Source organism: Halostella salina, assembly GCF_003675855.1.
Classification (GTDB): Archaea; Halobacteriota; Halobacteria; order Halobacteriales; family Natronoarchaeaceae; genus Halostella; species Halostella salina.
On the sequence record NZ_RCIH01000009.1, the window covers coordinates 15,574 to 29,729 of the forward strand.

The following is a 14,156-nucleotide window of genomic DNA, read 5'->3' on the forward strand; positions in this document are numbered from 1 at the left end:
TGTTCCGGAAAGGCAGGTCTTTGAGGATGTCAGCCCCCGTAGCCATCACCCTCTATTGGCCCGCTGAATACGCCGTAGAGGAACTTGAAGTACCACAGTACCAGCAGTAACACCGGGAATCCGAGGACAGTTACGAGGTTCAGCGCCAGCGGCGATACGACCGCTTCCCGAATCAGCAGCCCGGTCGGCGGATAGATCGTCGGGTACAGCAGAATTGCGACCAGAATCGTCAACAGTGTGGGGAGCGCCAGCGCGCTCGCCAGCCAGACCCGGTACTGGCCGCGTTTGGCCAGCAAGCTCCCGCCCAGCCCCACGACGACCGAGAGAGCGACGACCGCGGCAACGGGAAGCGAGAGGACCGTGTCGGCAGCCCCGCCCGCGTCGGTCAGGACGACAGTTCCAAGCAGCACGACCACCCCAACAAGGTACGCCAGTGTTGCACCGATACCGTACGAACGCAGTTCCGACGCCAGGCCGGGCTCGGTTTTGGCCGCGAGGAACGCCGCACCCGTGACGACCGAGACGGCGACCAGCCCGACGCCAGTCAGCACCACTGGCAGCGTCGCGCCGCCGAACAGCCAGCGGCCGGCGAGCATCCCGAACAGCAGCGGCGCGACCACGCTGCCGCCGACGAAGGCGTAGTCTGCGTAGCGCTTCCATCGTTGTTCGTCGCGCTGCTCGCGAAGTTCCGGGCCAAGTCCCCGGAACACTAACGCGAGGACGAACCCGATTGCGAGCAGGTAGTTGTCCGCGAGGAGGCGGGAGTAAACCCGCGGGAACGCCGCCAGTAGCATCGTCCCGAAGGCGACCAGCCACACCTCGTTAGCGTCCCAGACCGGTCCGAACGCCGACAGGAACGTCTCCCGCTCCTGTTCGTCCGTTCGGGTCGCATACAGCATTCCGATGCCGAAGTCGAATCCGTCGAGGACGACGTACATCCCCAGTGCGAACAGCACGGCACCAAACCATATCTCCGGCAGCGACTCAACGAGGTAGGAGTCGACGGGTATCAGCTGGTCAGTCATCGTCGCTCACCACCGGGATCGGACCGCGCCAGCGGCCCTCATTCGACTCGCGGACACCGAGCGTCTGGAGTTCTTCCCGGACGAGCCACTTCAGAACGTACAGGGCCGTCAGAATCAGGCCGACGTAGACGACGACGAACACGAATAGGGTCAGTGTCGCTTCCGTCCCGGTTAGCGTCGAGGAGACCGCCTCGCTGGTCCTGAGTTCGTCTTGGATGACCCACGGCTGGCGGCCGATCTCGGTGACGTACCAGCCGGTGAGCAACGCGGCGTAGCCGAGTGGCGATGCAGCGATCATCGCCTTCAGATAGCGTGTGCTGTCAGACAGCCGCCCGCGGTACATGAGGTACCCGCCCCATAGCGCCAGCCCGATGAACAGGAACCCGAGCCCGACCATGAAGCGGAACGACCAGAACACGAGTGCTACGGGGGGGTTCTCCTCGTACTCGTTCAGTCCGATGACCTCGGCGTCGAAGTCCCCGCCACTGGCGAGGAACGACCCGACTGCGGGGAGGCTCACGGTGAAGAGGTTCTCGGCTCGCGGGTCGGTGAGTGCGTCGGGGGACTTCGGGAACGCGAGCAGGTGCAGGTCGGCCTGACCCGTCTCGTAGTGGGCCTCCATCGCGGCGAACTTCTGTGGCTGGGTGTCCGCGACGTGGCGGCCGTAGGCGTCGCCGTGGACCGCCTGGAACGGTGCGGAGACGATCAGGAGTACGACAGCCAGCTTGAGTGCGGTGTTCCAGGCTTCAGCGTCGGGCTTTTTCCAGACGATGTACGCCGAGACGCCCGCGACCAGCAGTGCGACTGAGATCACCGACGCGTTCATCATATGAACGTACATCCAGGGCATTCGCGGAGTGAGGAACGCGGCGACCGGGTCGGTTAGTTTGGCGACTTCCATCCCGTTGCGGGTGACCATCTCGTAGCCCCGTGGGGTCTGCATCCAGGCGTTGACGATCAGGATCCAGAACCCCGACAGCCAAGCGCCGAAGCCAACGAGTACCGACGAGATGATATATGTTCGATCCGTAACGCGGTCGCGGCCGTACAGCAACACCCCGAGGAAGACGGCCTCCAGGAAGAACGCCATCTTCGCTTCGAACGCCAGTGGGCCGCCGATCAGTTCACCGGCAACCTCGGCGAACTGTGGGAAGTTCGTGCCGAACTGGAAGCTCATCGGGATCCCGGTGACTGTACCCATCACGAAGCCGGCGGCGAACACCTTCACCCAAAACGAGCGCAATCGGGCATACTGCTTCTCGTTCGTCCGTACGTCTTTCCACGTGAAGTAGATAATAAAGGGTGCAAGCCCGATCGAGAGAGACGCGAAGATGATGTGAACGGAGATCGTCCATCCGAACTGCATGCGGCTCGCGATCTCTGGGGAGAGCAACGCCACCCACCCCAGGTCGACGGTGGACAGCAGTGTCGTTAGACCCATACACCAAATGATACGGGACATTAGGTCATGAGTAGTCACACGATTCTCGATTTGCGGTGATCAACACAAAATTTTTATTTGTAGGACACTCTCCGCCCATTTCAGACAACTTATTTTTCTATATATTTATTTATTTATGCTTTGGTAAACGAGATGGATGGAATCGGATTTCTCGAGGTGACGATAACCAGCACTGTGGCGAGAAAACCAGTCCCATCGAAGGAGGAGAGGGCAGGTCGGCGATGGAAACCCGGCGCGCCGGCAGCGAGTGACGACAAAGAGCCAGTGTCCCAAGGGGGACTGATTCTGAATTCAACGTGACGAAGTGCGCAATCCGAAATGGAGTTTTTTGGTTTGTAACACGGTAACTGCGTCAGGTCCACTCCGAGTCCAGCGCGTCGAGTAACTGATCGATCTCAGCCCGGGTGTTGACCGCGTGGACCGACGCGCGGACGGCCTCCGGCGTCGGCAAGGCACGAACGACGATACCCTCTGACGCGAGTCTGTCGACCGTCGCTTCAGGGTCATCAACGTCGATGGTCACGAGCCCCGACTCGGGATTCCCCGGGCTGTACAGTCGCTCGTCGGGAATACCGTCGGCCAGCCGGCCCGCAAGCTTTTGAATTCGATCCGCGATACGGTCGACCCCGACCTCGTCGATCACGTCGATCGCCTCGGCCAGGGCGACGTGGGGGGCCGGGTTCGACGATCCAACCTCGAATCGTCGGGCGCCGGCGGCGAACTCGTAGGGATCCGCCATCGGTGTCTCGACGCTTCGGTATCCCACTGTGGACGGCTGGAGCGACTCAGCGACCTCACGATCGACGTACAGGAAGCCGCCACCCCACAGGCCCAGCAGCCACTTGTGTCCCGCCGCCGCAACGACGTCCGCGCCCCACTCGGAGACATTCATTGGAAGCTGACCCGGCACCTGAACGGCATCAACGAGCGCAAGCGCACCGGCCTCGTGCGCGATGTCAACGAGCTCAGTGACGGGTAATCGCGTCCCATGTGTCCATGTGACAGCGCTGAAACACGCCAGCTCCGCGTCATCGACGGCCAGGGCGAAGTCGTCGAGATCAACGCGGCCGCCCTCGGTCTCGACGACTCGGACCTCAACACCCTCGCGTTCGAGGCGCTGCCACGGAAGCATCCCCGCAGGGTGTTCAAGATCGGTCCGGACAACGGTATCGCCGGGCGACCAGTCGATCGCGTTCGCGACAGCGTTGATGCCTGCGGTCGTACTTTCCACGAGTCCCAACTCGTCAGCCTCCGCGCCGACGAAAGTGGCGACGCGCTCCCGTACTCGGTCGTACGCATCGAACGCGCCTTCGTAGGGGTCGTTGCGAGTGCTCGCCTCGTACTCGTGGGAGCGAACGAACTCGTCGGCAGCTTCAACGACGTACCGTGGACTCGGGCCGTGAGCACCGAAATTCAGGTAGATGTCTTCGTCCAGTGCGGGCGTGTCAGCCCGAAGTTCGGTAGGAGTCATCAGTCGGTCTCTCGGCATTAGTCGCTGTACGTCCCGATCAAGTCACGCAGTGACTGTTCAGTTTGGCCACCCCGGAGCTGTTTCACCGGCTGGCCATCCACGAACAGAACGAACGTGGGAGTACTCTGGGCACCGAACTCGATTGCGATCTCGAGGTGAGACTCGATATCGATCGTCGCGACCGCCGCATCCGTGTCCGCTGCAATCGTTTCGAGCATCGGCTTCATCCGCTGGCACGTACCGCACCACTCCGTGTAGAACTCCACGAGAGTGACGTCGGTGTCTCCGACGACCGATTCGATGTCGCCATCCCCGAGCGAAATCACACTCTCCGTCTCCGCTATCTGAGCTGTCATTATAGACGCTACGTGCCGTGTGTTTAATAATCTTGGGACTATCGCACAATATAAATTCGAGCGTGGAAGTGAGCGACCGGGAAAAATTCCGCTAACAAGGGCGAGCCAGCAGTTGTTCGTTACTGGGATTCGTCGTTGGTCCGTTCCCGGCCGATCGCTCCTGCCAGCTCCAGCAGGTATCCGAGTCCGTACTGGACATCAGGGTCGCGTAGCCCTCGGAGCAAGCCGACGGCCCCGACCTGCTCTGGCGGTTCCTGCTCCGCCTCACCGACGCTCGACAGCAGCGTTTCGATACCGTTACGAGTGGCATCTTCGGACGCCGTCTGTGCGACCTCGCCGAGCGCGGCGCCCGTCCCGGCCAGTGACGTGACCATCTCGTCATCGAGCGCCGCAGTCCCTAGCGACGCGACCTCGGCGAGTTCAGCCAGTTCGTCGAGTGTCCCGGTTTGCTGGAGGATAAGCAGCGTGTCTAACGCGTCTCGAAGTTCGTCGCCGTTCTCACCAACAGCCTCGGCCAACGCCACTGTTTCGTCAGTTGCTAGCCCATCTGCGGACTCAGCGAGTGTCGCTCCGGTGGCCGAGAGTTCGCGGACCATCTCGTCGGAAAGCGCGCTCTCCCCTAGTGAAAGTACCTCCAACAGTTCGTTGACAGCGTCGAGATGCTCCACGAACTCGGCGACTGCCTCGGGGTTCTGTTCGATCGCAGTCTCGAGGTCAGTTGGCTCGGCTGCCTCTCTCTCGGACATGGTCAGAGCAACCCTCGCGCAGTCAGCCAGTAGGACTCGTTGTACGCCAGTTTCGACCAGTGCAGTTTCTGCGAAGGCGGTGCTGGAGACGGCGGGCTCTCGTAGTCGAACTCGACGAACGACGCCGCGTTCAGCCCCGTCTCGATGAAACAGAGCGTCTTGCCGTCGTAGGTCGCCGTCGGCGGACGACCACGAAGCTCGCTGGCGAGGCGCTGGCCGACAACGCTGGCCTGGTAGTGCGCGACGCTGCCCGCGTTCGGGACACCGGTGTCAGCGGTATCACCGAGCGCGTACACGTTCTCGGCAGCCTCGGCCTCGAGCGTGTGTTTATCGACGTCGACCCAGCCATCGTCGCCCAGGCCAGCCTCCTCGATCAGGTCGATACCGGCGTGAGGCGGGATCGTCACGAGGAGGTCGTAGTCGAGGTCGGTTCCCTCCATCGACGTTATCGTCTCTGCCTCGGGGTCGACCGACTCGGCGTTGAAGAGCGTCTCGACGTTGATGCCGCGGTCGTCCATAATCGGCTGAGCCCACTCGGCGATATGTGGGTTGCCGTGGACGCGCTGGACCGGGTACGTGTAGGTGATGTCGACGTCGTCCCGGAGGCCGCGCTCGCGGAACCAATCGTCGGCCATGAAGACGAACTCGAGTGGCGCTGCCGGACACATGTGAGGGGTCCCGATGACGCTCAACACCAGTTCGCCCTCCGTGAACTCCAGTAGTTCCTCGCGGAGGGCAGTCGCTCCCGACTCACTGTAGTAGTTGTATCCGCCCTCAGCGAGGCCGGGTATGTGACTAGGTTCTAGCGTCGATCCGGTCGCCAACACAAGATAGTCGTAGTCGACCGATGTGGAGCTACCACTGAACTGGAGCTGCTGGGACCCGGTGTCGATATCGGACACGCGGTCGATCTGCAGGTCAATCGCGTCGTCGACGAGTTCGCTGAGCGGACGACGGCCGTCGTCCGGCTCACGCTGGCCGAACGGCACGTACAGCCAGACCGGCTTGTAGACATGATCTGGGTCGTCGTTGACTAGCGTGACGCGGACATCGCCGGCGGCGATTTCCGGTTTGAGTCGGTCAGCGAGGTCGTTCGCGAGGACTGTTCCACCGGTCCCGCCGCCGACGATGACGACGTGCTCGGTCATGCTTTCTCCACGTAGAACGCGTTGTAGTCGTCGAGCTCATCGACAGCTAACAGTTCGTTACCGGCTTCCTCGGTCCACTCGGGGACATCGGTGAGTGACTGGTCGTTGTCGCTCAGGAGTCGAATCACGTCCCCGGATTCTGCACTCCGAATCTTTCCGATGAGGTCCATCAATGGACCAGGGCAGGCCGCGCCTCTGGCATCAACGGTCGCGTCAGGTTCGATGTCAGTCATAAATATCTCACACGTGGTGGTTGGGGGTGGAGGGTTTTAGTATTGTGTATTAGTTCCAAGATTCTGAAATACGTAGTCGTGTTAGTCAGAAAGAGGCAGTGAAAGGCTCATATGAAAGTGGGAGCACCTATCGCTCGAATACAACTCCGTAGTGATACGGCGGCAGATCGACCTGCCGACCGAGTACGAACGGGGATGCCGAGCGCACGGTATCGTTGGTCTCTCCGGGTGCCATTCGAAGTTCAGTCGGGGGGCCACGGGGCTGACCCTCCACAGTCGTCGTTTCGCGTGGCTGCTCGTGCCAGTTGATGATCACCAGACTCCCGTCTGGTTCGATTGTGTCGAACGCGTTCTGGACGAACGTCGCTTGTTCGTCGATACCGTGGAAGGTGTTTGCTACGACGAGTGTGTCGACACGTTCGGGGAGTACTTCGGGCAGGTTGCGAGCGTCATCATGAATTGGAACGACGTTCTCGATGTTCTGCTGTTCTGCGAGGCGATCGAGTTCAGTGAGTAGGACTTCGTCAAGATCCAGCGCGTACACCGATTCAGGCTCAACGATGCGGGCAGCCGGCAGTACGAAATACCCGCTTCCACATCCCACTTCGGCAACCGATTTGCTCGTCCCGATGCCGAGTTTCCGGAGTGTCGCACCGGGCGTCGGCCAGAGCTTACTCCACCAGTCCCAATCGGGCTGGCCGGTGTTCTGGAACCGCTCCATCGCTATCAGGGGCGGGACGTATCGATGCCCAACAAGCGGTACAGGAGACACACTCGAACGAGTCCGGTGCCGATAAGGATGAGGCCCACGAGGGACAGTGCTGCACCGATCGTCGGCTCGAGTCCAAGGAGACCGCTGAGTGTTGCCAAGCCGATGAGCCCGACCACTAACCCGACGACGATCCGAGTCTTCCTGTCCGTCGCACCAATATTGTTTTTCATACCCACAAGTACGCAATACAACTACCTAAGTCTTTCTCGACGAACAGCTGCCACCTGAGACGTTTGCAGGCATATCCGTCGGTCACCGGGCCGCTACTGAGTGATCTGGGATCGCCACTCGGCAGGAAGCTGTGTGTAGACGACTGCGTTGTCGACGAGCACGTCAACCGGGACATACTCGTCGGGCGCGTGGACGGTGTCGGTTCCAAGCGCGAATTCGACGGTTGGAATCCCCGCATTCCGGAGTTTCTTGGCGTCCCCGCCGCCCGTACCACTCCGCCGGTAGACGCGCGTCTCCGTGACAGCCGCTGCCGTCGACGCGACGGCTTCGACAAGTGGGCTGTCGGGAGCCTCGGCAGTCCCGACACTCCACGACACGTCAGCAATCGTGATCCCCTCACAGTCGGCAACGCAATCCCGGATCCCCGCGAGCACGTCGGAAGTGTGGACACCAGCTGCCAGCCGCACGTCGACCTCGGCACGGGCGGACTGCGGGACGCTATTGATAGCGTCGCCCCCTTCGAGGATACCGAGATTGATCGAGGGGTACCAGAACAGCTCACGAGCGACATCCTCGCCCATCGACGGGGCGTAATATTCGACCGATTCCTCGATGATCGGAGCTACGTCAGCGGCGATCTCGAGTCGCTGGGAGCCGAACCGTTCACGCATCGTCTCGACCGCGTCGTAGAGTCGATCGATCGCATTCACGCCGAGTGGTGGCCGTGAGCCATGGGCCCCCTCACCGCCCGCTTCGAGCGTCAACCAGATGCTCCCCCGATCGGCAACTGTCACCGAGTGGCGGCCCGCCTCGCAGGTCGGTTCACCGATCACACACGCGTCTGCGTCGAGTTGGCCGTCCTCTAGCAGCGCCGGCAGCCCGGCGTCACCGCCCACTTCCTCGTCGCTGACGAAAGCGAACAGGAGATCGATTGGCGGATCGGCGTCGGTGGCTGCATACGCGTGGATGGCGAACAGCATCGACGCTACGGCCCCCTTCATGTCGGTCGCGCCACGACCATAGACGCGGTCGTCGACGTGTTCTCCCAGTGGGTCGTGTGTCCACGCGTCGGCATCGAACGGCACCGTGTCGAGATGCCCGTTGTACAGCAGCGTCTGGTCCGCCTGCCCGGGAACCCGTACGAGGAGGTTCGGTTTCGCCGGATCGGCCACGACACGCTCGGTGTCGACTGAAAGTGGCCCGAGGGACCGCTCGATTTCGGTGACGATATCGCGGGTGTCGCCCGGCGGGTTTGTCGTATCGATTGCGAGCAGGTCGAGGGCAAGCGAGATCAGATCCTCACGGTGTGCCCGGACGTACTCGGAAGGACTTTCGTCGCTCATTCGCCAGCCAGCTCCACTTCGAGGACTTTCGCCGCCGTCAGAATCGGATCCCAGACGGGGCTGAACGGCGGCGCATACGCCAAGTCAGCGTCCCGGAGTTCAGTCACCGTCATACCGGCCGTGAGCGCCGTCACGACAGTATCGATGCGCTTCGCGCCTTCCCGGCCGACCACGCTCCCGCCCAACAGCTGGCCAGAATCCCGGTCGGCCACTAGCGTGACCGTAAGCTCCGCACCACCGGGGTAGTAGTGAGCCCGCGTCGGTGCCGATATCGTCACCGAGACGGGGGTGAAGCCGGCCTCCCGTGCCCGTTCCTCCTCGAGGATCCCAGTTCGGGCGGCACCCAGGTCGAACGCCTTGACGATAGCCGTCCCGGCGATCTCGCCGACCGGCTCCGTATCACCGGCGACGGTCTGTCCGATCGCACGGCCAGCACGATTGGCCGTCAGCGCCAAGGGCACGTGGTCCGGCTTGCCAGTCACGACGTGGCGTGCCTCGGCGCAGTCGCCCGCAGCGTAGATATTCTCGTAGTTCGTCCGACCGTACTGGTCGGTCGCGATCGCCCCGGTTTCCCCAAGCTCGATGCCGACATCCACCGCGAGGTCGGTGTTCGGTTCGACACCGACGCCGACGATGGCGACGTCGGCGGGATTTGACTCGTCGTCGAGCGTGAGGCGCTCGACCCGCTCGGCACCTTCAAAGCCTGACACGGCGGTGTCGAGGTGCAGTTCGACTCCCTGCTCGCGGAGGTGGTCCTCGACGACCTCGGCCACCGCGTCACCGAACGGCTGGAGGACGTGCGGCAGCATCTCGTAGAGGTGGACGTCGACGCCGCGCGCCGACAGCGCTTCGGCCATCTCGATGCCGACGTAGCCGCCGCCGACGATAGCCGCGGAGTCCGGCGAGTGTTCGGTGACGTAGTTCTCGATGGCATCGGCCTCATCCATGTTATGGATCGTGAACACCCCATCGAGGCCGAGGCCGTCGAACGGTGGTTCGATAGCGCTTGCGCCCGTCGCGACGAGGAGGTGGTCGTAGGGCTGGTCGAACGTTTCGCCGTCACCCTCGACGGTGACGGTTTCACCCTCAGGGTTGATGCCGACGACCTCGTGACCTATCCGGAGATCGATATCGCGCTTCTCACGGAACTCTTCGGGCGTCACGGCGACGAGGTCCTCCAGGTCGTCGACCTCGCCCTTGACGTAGTAGGGCATCCCGCAGGCGGCGTAGGACACCCACTCGCCTTTCTCGAAGACGACGACGTCCAGCTCCGGGTTTGCACGCTTGGCTTTGCTTGCGGCGCTCATTCCCGCAGCGTCACCACCGATGACCACGAACGTGTCGCTCATATCTGAGAGTTGGTACGGGAGAGTCAAAAGTATTTTGTAGTTTTTACAATATTACTACATACTCATTCCTAGCTCAAAACGGCCTTACTTGGAGAGTGGTGGAAGGAGGCATCGGAGGCTGGAGTGGTCAAGCAGTACAGCGGTCACTCATCAGGAACGCTCATACGACGGCGATCAGCAGGTGGCCGACGAGCGTCAGCAAGCCAACGAGTGAGTCGTCCGGATGGCGTCCATCCGCGTCAACAATCCCATCAACAACAAGGACTCACGCGTGCGTTTCGATCACTGAACGAAGCTGTGCTTCGTCCTGCATTCCGACGAGCCGTTCCGCTGGCTGACCGTCAGCGAACAGGAGAAGGGTCGGGACGCCCTGAACACCGTACTCGGCGGCGAGTTGCCGGTTCGTGTCGATATCGATTTTCGCCACGGTCGCACTAGTCTCGGCCGCGATCGTTTCGATGACTGGTTCGAGCATCTGACACGGGCCACACCAATCGGCATAGAAGTCGGCTAGTACGGTGTCGTACTCAGCGACAGTATCGGATAGCTCGGTGTTGCCGTTGATATGAATGGGTCCAGACGGACTCTCCGAGGTGGACTTCTCAGCACTATCCGGTTCAGTTCGATTTCGAAGCTCCGCCAATTTCTGTCGTCGGATCTCCTCGATATCTTCAGCCATTAGGTACCCGTTCGAACCGAATCGACTTATGTATTTTGTATTAATCGCACAATACTACCCCACCAGAGAGCTGAACTAACGGGTGATAGGGACAGGACTGCAGCGGCTGGTTCTCTCGGTTCTCAGAGTCCGGTCTATATCGATCTTCGAACTCCTGAATAAGCAGTCCGATGGCCGTATACCAATCGTTGAGCAATCGCTGGATGTCGTGTACAACTTCCTCGGATGTCCGCGAACGATACACGTAGTAGTACCCTCCATGATCGTAGTTTACTTGCTCCAAAACTACCACGCCGGCCTCAAGGAGCCGAGAAATCGAACGATACGCAGTCGAGGGTTCACAATCCATTCGTTCTGCGACGTCGTCGCCGGTGAAACCCTCCTCTACCTGTTGTAGCAGCTGAAAGACCATCTGATCCCGATCGTTGAGCCCGTGAATGCAACCCGGGAGGTCGAGGCACCCCAGGTCGCGCTCTAGGTCCTCACGCATTGACGTGACCACCATGTCCGAAGATAGGGTGACAGAGACGATTAAAGCTGTTCCTGAATACTACAATACTCCGTTGGCCGAGCAGGTACCAGATCGATTCATTTCCAATGAAGATACGCTTTTGCGGGAGAATACCCGAAGAGACTTTGTTCTAAAGACCCAAGATAATACACGAATGACGCTCCCAATCGACCCGACCCAGATCGATCCGGCGGACATCGGCGAAGAACAGGCGACCCTCGAGATGAGCCACGAGGACGCGATCGAACACGTCCGGGACGTGTTCACGGACGCCGGGTTCGGCGTCCCCGTCGAGTTCTCGCCCTCCGAGATGCTCAACGAGAAGGTCGACGCGGGCCGCGACCCCTACTACGTGCTCGGTGCGTGCAACCCCGAGGTAGCCGACCGCGCGCTCGACGCGACCGACAACAAACTCGGTGCGCTCATGGCCTGCAACGTCGTTATCTGGGAGCAGGAACCCGGCAAACAGGTCGTCTATCACGTCTCCATCATGCGCATCGCCCGCCTCGTCGGGATGGCGCCGGACAACGAGGAGATGGCAGACATCGTCGCCGACACCGGCGAACTCGTCGACGAAGCGTTCGCGAACCTCTAACATGGGATATCACACGTTCGACGCCGACCGCGCCGACAAACTTGAGGACGCACAGCGACGCTACCGCTTCCTCTCGACGGAAGAACTTCTCTGGGCACTGTCAACAGATGGCGACGAGACGGTCGCAGATCTCGGCAGCGGGACCGGGTTCTACACCGACGACGTCGCACCAGCTGTCGACCACGTGCACGCCGTCGACATCCAGGAGACGATGCACGATTACTACCGGGAGAAAGGCGTCCCCGAGAACGTCGACCTCGTGACGAGTGGCGTCGATGATCTCCCGCTCGATACGAACAGCCTCGACGCCGCATTCTCGACGATGACATACCACGAGTTCGCTGGGGAAGAGGCGCTGGACGAGATCACCCGCGTGCTAACGGACGTCGGTCGATTGATTATCGTCGATTGGGCGGCAACGGGGAGCGGAGACCACGGGCCTCCACTTGATGAACGATTCAGTGGTGCGGAAACGGCGAACGACCTCCGCGAAGCTGGATTTCACATCGAGCATACTGCCGTCCGGACGGAGACGTTCCTCCTTATCGGCGAGCTCAGATAGAGGACTACGCCCGTTTTCGGAGGATTCCTCGTACGAACGGCCGGATCGGTGTTACGCCGAAATGCATACGTTCAAGCTCAACGATATCGAACGTCGAATCAGCTGCGATTCGCTTGCTACCACTCTTCTGCAGGCGTTGTTTGGAGGTGAAGTAGGTTTTGCGGAGCCGACGAACGGTCTTGCCGTCGTCGGTCCACAGTTCGTGGCGAACAGGAGAACCGTGCTTTTCGCGGTGACACACCGTGACGAAACTCGCTTCCCCGATGTCCACGCCGATGGGCGTTTGCTCGTTGGTGGACGCCTCAGATTTGTCCTCCACTTCGCGGGTAGCGGTGACGAGGAGATACCACGTTCCGGCCCGCTCGAACAGCCGACTTTCACCCCATTTCAGCACCGCCTGCGTACACCGCTTCGAGCCATTCCCGCTGGTCGGGATTGATATGTACCAGTATGCAGATGTGGTAATCCTCGTGGTGCGGGATTTTGACGTACCACTCGATAGCGTTCTGTGGCTGGTGATCGAGTTGTAGTCCCTCGTTAGTGAACCGTCCCGGGCGATCATCGTGCAACTCGTCGGCGTCGTAGCTGTTGTGGAGTTGTGGGACGTACTTCTTGATGGCATTTTTCGCGTAGGCGCTCAGGTCGTACTCGACGACCACGTCGTTGGCCGCTACCTCTGTGTCACAGCCAGCGGCGAAGGCGGCCTGAAGCGCCGGCTGGTACGTGTCCCGCGTCTCTCGAATTTCTGACGCTTGTGGACGTTCGGGTCCACAAGTTTCAGTTCGAGCGTTTTTGTGATCTCGCCCATCGTCGCCCTACTTAATCACTCTCTTGTGAGAATCACATGTTTCAGCCATTCGGGGTGGAAGTAAAACGGTGAGAAGTCCGGCACTGCAATGGAACAGTAGACAGTCTCATTCTGCCCGCCTGTTGGCCTCTCGGTTCCTGCTGGCGTGGCCTTGTTGAAACCTTTTGTGGGTGATATGTTTCAGCGGGGTGCTGCATACAGAACGCATATTCAGCAGTCGGAACAAGTGTTTGCTGACAAACTCCGCCGCCTGAAACGGAGACAATGACTACCCTCGCATCAGATTCATCACTTCGTCGGCGACATCTGGTTCAACAGCGACGACGTAGCGACTGCCGGGTGTCAGAGTCGTGTCGGATCGAGCGATTCGGTTGCCATCGTCGTCGGAGACAATCAGTGTCCCCGCGGGAAAACGCACGTCAGCCAGTTTTTTTCCAGCGGCCGGCGCTCCCTCCGCGACTCGGACGAGCAGAATATCTAGGTTGCCCGTTACGTCTGCCAGCGTCTGCACGTCGCTGCCGAGAATCTCGTTTGCCGCCACCCGGGCACCGGCCCGCTCGGGGAACAACACCGCGTCCACGAGCCGAGTGTAGGACTCTCCGGCCACGCGGTCGATACGTGCCACCGTCCGGATTTCAGGTGACAACTCCCGGGCAGCCAGACAGACCGCGAGGTTCAACCCGGTTTCACCCGTGAGCGCTGCGATCACGTTGGCTTGTTCGATGCCGGCCTGTTCGATGATGTCGGGGTTAGTCGCATCGCCCTGGATGACCGTCGCAATCCACTCGTCAGCTATCTCTGAGACAACCCTGTCGTCCTGTTCGATGATCGTTACGTCGTGCCCGAGGTCGGCGAGTCTCTCCGCTGTCTGGAAGCCGACGCGCCCGCCACCCGCGATGAGTATGTCGTAATTGCTGGTCATGTG

The 14,156-nt window shown here is 60.9% G+C and carries 16 protein-coding genes and 1 pseudogene; 2 read left to right on the forward strand and 15 right to left on the reverse strand.

Annotation, left to right across the window (positions count from 1 at the left end):
* Positions 1 to 29 precede the first annotated feature (29 nt).
* From D8896_RS16400 to D8896_RS16460, 13 genes are all read right to left on the reverse strand, one after another.
* Positions 30 to 1,025 (reverse strand): cytochrome d ubiquinol oxidase subunit II, encoded by a 996-nt coding sequence (locus D8896_RS16400; RefSeq protein ID WP_121823207.1) that lies wholly within the window; start codon positions 1,023 to 1,025, stop codon positions 30 to 32.
* The gene (locus tag D8896_RS16405; protein WP_121823208.1) at positions 1,018 to 2,466 is read right to left on the reverse strand and encodes a cytochrome ubiquinol oxidase subunit I; all 1,449 of its coding nucleotides are present in this window, start codon (positions 2,464 to 2,466) and stop codon (positions 1,018 to 1,020) included. Before D8896_RS16405 ends, D8896_RS16400 begins: the two co-directional genes overlap by 8 nt.
* Before the next feature lie 373 nt (positions 2,467 to 2,839).
* On the reverse strand, positions 2,840 to 3,958 hold the full coding sequence (locus tag D8896_RS16410; protein WP_121823209.1) for an aminotransferase class V-fold PLP-dependent enzyme: 1,119 nt from the start codon (positions 3,956 to 3,958) through the stop codon (positions 2,840 to 2,842).
* 17 nt (positions 3,959 to 3,975) lie between these two features.
* Positions 3,976 to 4,284, reverse strand: coding sequence for a thioredoxin family protein (locus D8896_RS16415; protein WP_121823337.1), 309 nt, complete (start codon positions 4,282 to 4,284; stop codon positions 3,976 to 3,978).
* A 149-nt stretch (positions 4,285 to 4,433) separates the two neighbouring features.
* Positions 4,434 to 5,060 (reverse strand): DUF1641 domain-containing protein, encoded by a 627-nt coding sequence (locus tag D8896_RS16420; RefSeq protein ID WP_121823210.1) that lies wholly within the window; start codon positions 5,058 to 5,060, stop codon positions 4,434 to 4,436.
* 2 nt (positions 5,061 to 5,062) lie between these two features.
* The gene (locus tag D8896_RS16425; protein ID WP_121823211.1) at positions 5,063 to 6,208 is read right to left on the reverse strand and encodes an NAD(P)/FAD-dependent oxidoreductase; all 1,146 of its coding nucleotides are present in this window, start codon (positions 6,206 to 6,208) and stop codon (positions 5,063 to 5,065) included.
* Complete coding sequence (locus D8896_RS16430) at positions 6,205 to 6,441, reverse strand: sulfurtransferase TusA family protein (RefSeq protein WP_121823212.1); 237 nt, start codon at positions 6,439 to 6,441, stop codon at positions 6,205 to 6,207. Before D8896_RS16430 ends, D8896_RS16425 begins: the two co-directional genes overlap by 4 nt.
* 127 nt (positions 6,442 to 6,568) lie before the next feature.
* Positions 6,569 to 7,162, reverse strand: coding sequence for a class I SAM-dependent methyltransferase (locus tag D8896_RS16435; protein ID WP_121823213.1), 594 nt, complete (start codon positions 7,160 to 7,162; stop codon positions 6,569 to 6,571).
* A 5-nt stretch (positions 7,163 to 7,167) separates the two neighbouring features.
* Entirely contained in the window at positions 7,168 to 7,383 is a 216-nt protein-coding gene (locus tag D8896_RS16440) for a YgaP family membrane protein (RefSeq protein ID WP_205596864.1), read from the reverse strand.
* A 93-nt stretch (positions 7,384 to 7,476) separates the two neighbouring features.
* Positions 7,477 to 8,727 carry a M20 family metallopeptidase gene (locus D8896_RS16445; RefSeq protein ID WP_121823215.1) on the reverse strand — a complete coding sequence of 417 codons (1,251 nt, stop codon included), beginning with the start codon at positions 8,725 to 8,727 and terminating at the stop codon, positions 7,477 to 7,479.
* On the reverse strand, positions 8,724 to 10,076 hold the full coding sequence (locus tag D8896_RS16450; RefSeq protein ID WP_121823216.1) for an FAD-dependent oxidoreductase: 1,353 nt from the start codon (positions 10,074 to 10,076) through the stop codon (positions 8,724 to 8,726). Before D8896_RS16450 ends, D8896_RS16445 begins: the two co-directional genes overlap by 4 nt.
* Positions 10,077 to 10,341: 265 nt before the next feature.
* A complete protein-coding gene (gene trxA / locus D8896_RS16455; protein WP_121823217.1) occupies positions 10,342 to 10,755 on the reverse strand; it encodes a thioredoxin in 414 nt (137 codons plus the stop codon).
* 40 nt (positions 10,756 to 10,795) lie between these two features.
* Entirely contained in the window at positions 10,796 to 11,260 is a 465-nt protein-coding gene (locus tag D8896_RS16460) for a helix-turn-helix domain-containing protein (RefSeq protein ID WP_310732962.1), read from the reverse strand.
* 160 nt (positions 11,261 to 11,420) lie between these two features.
* Here D8896_RS16460 and D8896_RS16465 point away from each other — a divergent pair, with 160 nt between their 5' ends.
* Positions 11,421 to 11,861, forward strand: a complete 441-nt coding sequence (locus D8896_RS16465) for a DUF302 domain-containing protein (protein ID WP_121823218.1) — start codon at positions 11,421 to 11,423, stop codon at positions 11,859 to 11,861.
* 1 nt (position 11,862) lies between these two features.
* Positions 11,863 to 12,423: a class I SAM-dependent methyltransferase gene (locus D8896_RS16470; RefSeq protein ID WP_121823219.1), complete on the forward strand. Its 561-nt coding sequence runs from the start codon at positions 11,863 to 11,865 to the stop codon at positions 12,421 to 12,423.
* A 103-nt stretch (positions 12,424 to 12,526) separates the two neighbouring features.
* Here D8896_RS16470 and D8896_RS16475 read toward each other — a convergent pair.
* Positions 12,527 to 13,231: pseudogene (locus tag D8896_RS16475) on the reverse strand (RNA-guided endonuclease TnpB family protein); the annotation flags it as partial.
* Positions 13,232 to 13,499: 268 nt separating this feature from the next.
* Positions 13,500 to 14,153 (reverse strand): potassium channel family protein, encoded by a 654-nt coding sequence (locus tag D8896_RS16480; protein ID WP_121823220.1) that lies wholly within the window; start codon positions 14,151 to 14,153, stop codon positions 13,500 to 13,502.
* Between the last annotated feature and the right edge of the window lie 3 nt (positions 14,154 to 14,156).

Coding starts and splice junctions, on each gene's coding strand:
- D8896_RS16400 (WP_121823207.1), bottom strand. CDS start 1,025: ATGACTGACCAGCTGATACCCGTCGACTCCTACCTCGTTGAGTCGCTG.
- D8896_RS16405 (WP_121823208.1), bottom strand. CDS start 2,466: ATGGGTCTAACGACACTGCTGTCCACCGTCGACCTGGGGTGGGTGGCG.
- D8896_RS16410 (WP_121823209.1), bottom strand. CDS start 3,958: ATGACTCCTACCGAACTTCGGGCTGACACGCCCGCACTGGACGAAGAC.
- D8896_RS16420 (WP_121823210.1), bottom strand. CDS start 5,060: ATGTCCGAGAGAGAGGCAGCCGAGCCAACTGACCTCGAGACTGCGATC.
- D8896_RS16425 (WP_121823211.1), bottom strand. CDS start 6,208: ATGACCGAGCACGTCGTCATCGTCGGCGGCGGGACCGGTGGAACAGTC.
- D8896_RS16430 (WP_121823212.1), bottom strand. CDS start 6,441: ATGACTGACATCGAACCTGACGCGACCGTTGATGCCAGAGGCGCGGCC.
- D8896_RS16435 (WP_121823213.1), bottom strand. CDS start 7,162: ATGGAGCGGTTCCAGAACACCGGCCAGCCCGATTGGGACTGGTGGAGT.
- D8896_RS16440 (WP_205596864.1), bottom strand. CDS start 7,383: ATGAAAAACAATATTGGTGCGACGGACAGGAAGACTCGGATCGTCGTC.
- D8896_RS16445 (WP_121823215.1), bottom strand. CDS start 8,727: ATGAGCGACGAAAGTCCTTCCGAGTACGTCCGGGCACACCGTGAGGAT.
- D8896_RS16450 (WP_121823216.1), bottom strand. CDS start 10,076: ATGAGCGACACGTTCGTGGTCATCGGTGGTGACGCTGCGGGAATGAGC.
- trxA (WP_121823217.1), bottom strand. CDS start 10,755: ATGGCTGAAGATATCGAGGAGATCCGACGACAGAAATTGGCGGAGCTT.
- D8896_RS16460 (WP_310732962.1), bottom strand. CDS start 11,260: ATGGTGGTCACGTCAATGCGTGAGGACCTAGAGCGCGACCTGGGGTGC.
- D8896_RS16465 (WP_121823218.1), top strand. CDS start 11,421: ATGACGCTCCCAATCGACCCGACCCAGATCGATCCGGCGGACATCGGC.
- D8896_RS16470 (WP_121823219.1), top strand. CDS start 11,863: ATGGGATATCACACGTTCGACGCCGACCGCGCCGACAAACTTGAGGAC.
- D8896_RS16480 (WP_121823220.1), bottom strand. CDS start 14,153: ATGACCAGCAATTACGACATACTCATCGCGGGTGGCGGGCGCGTCGGC.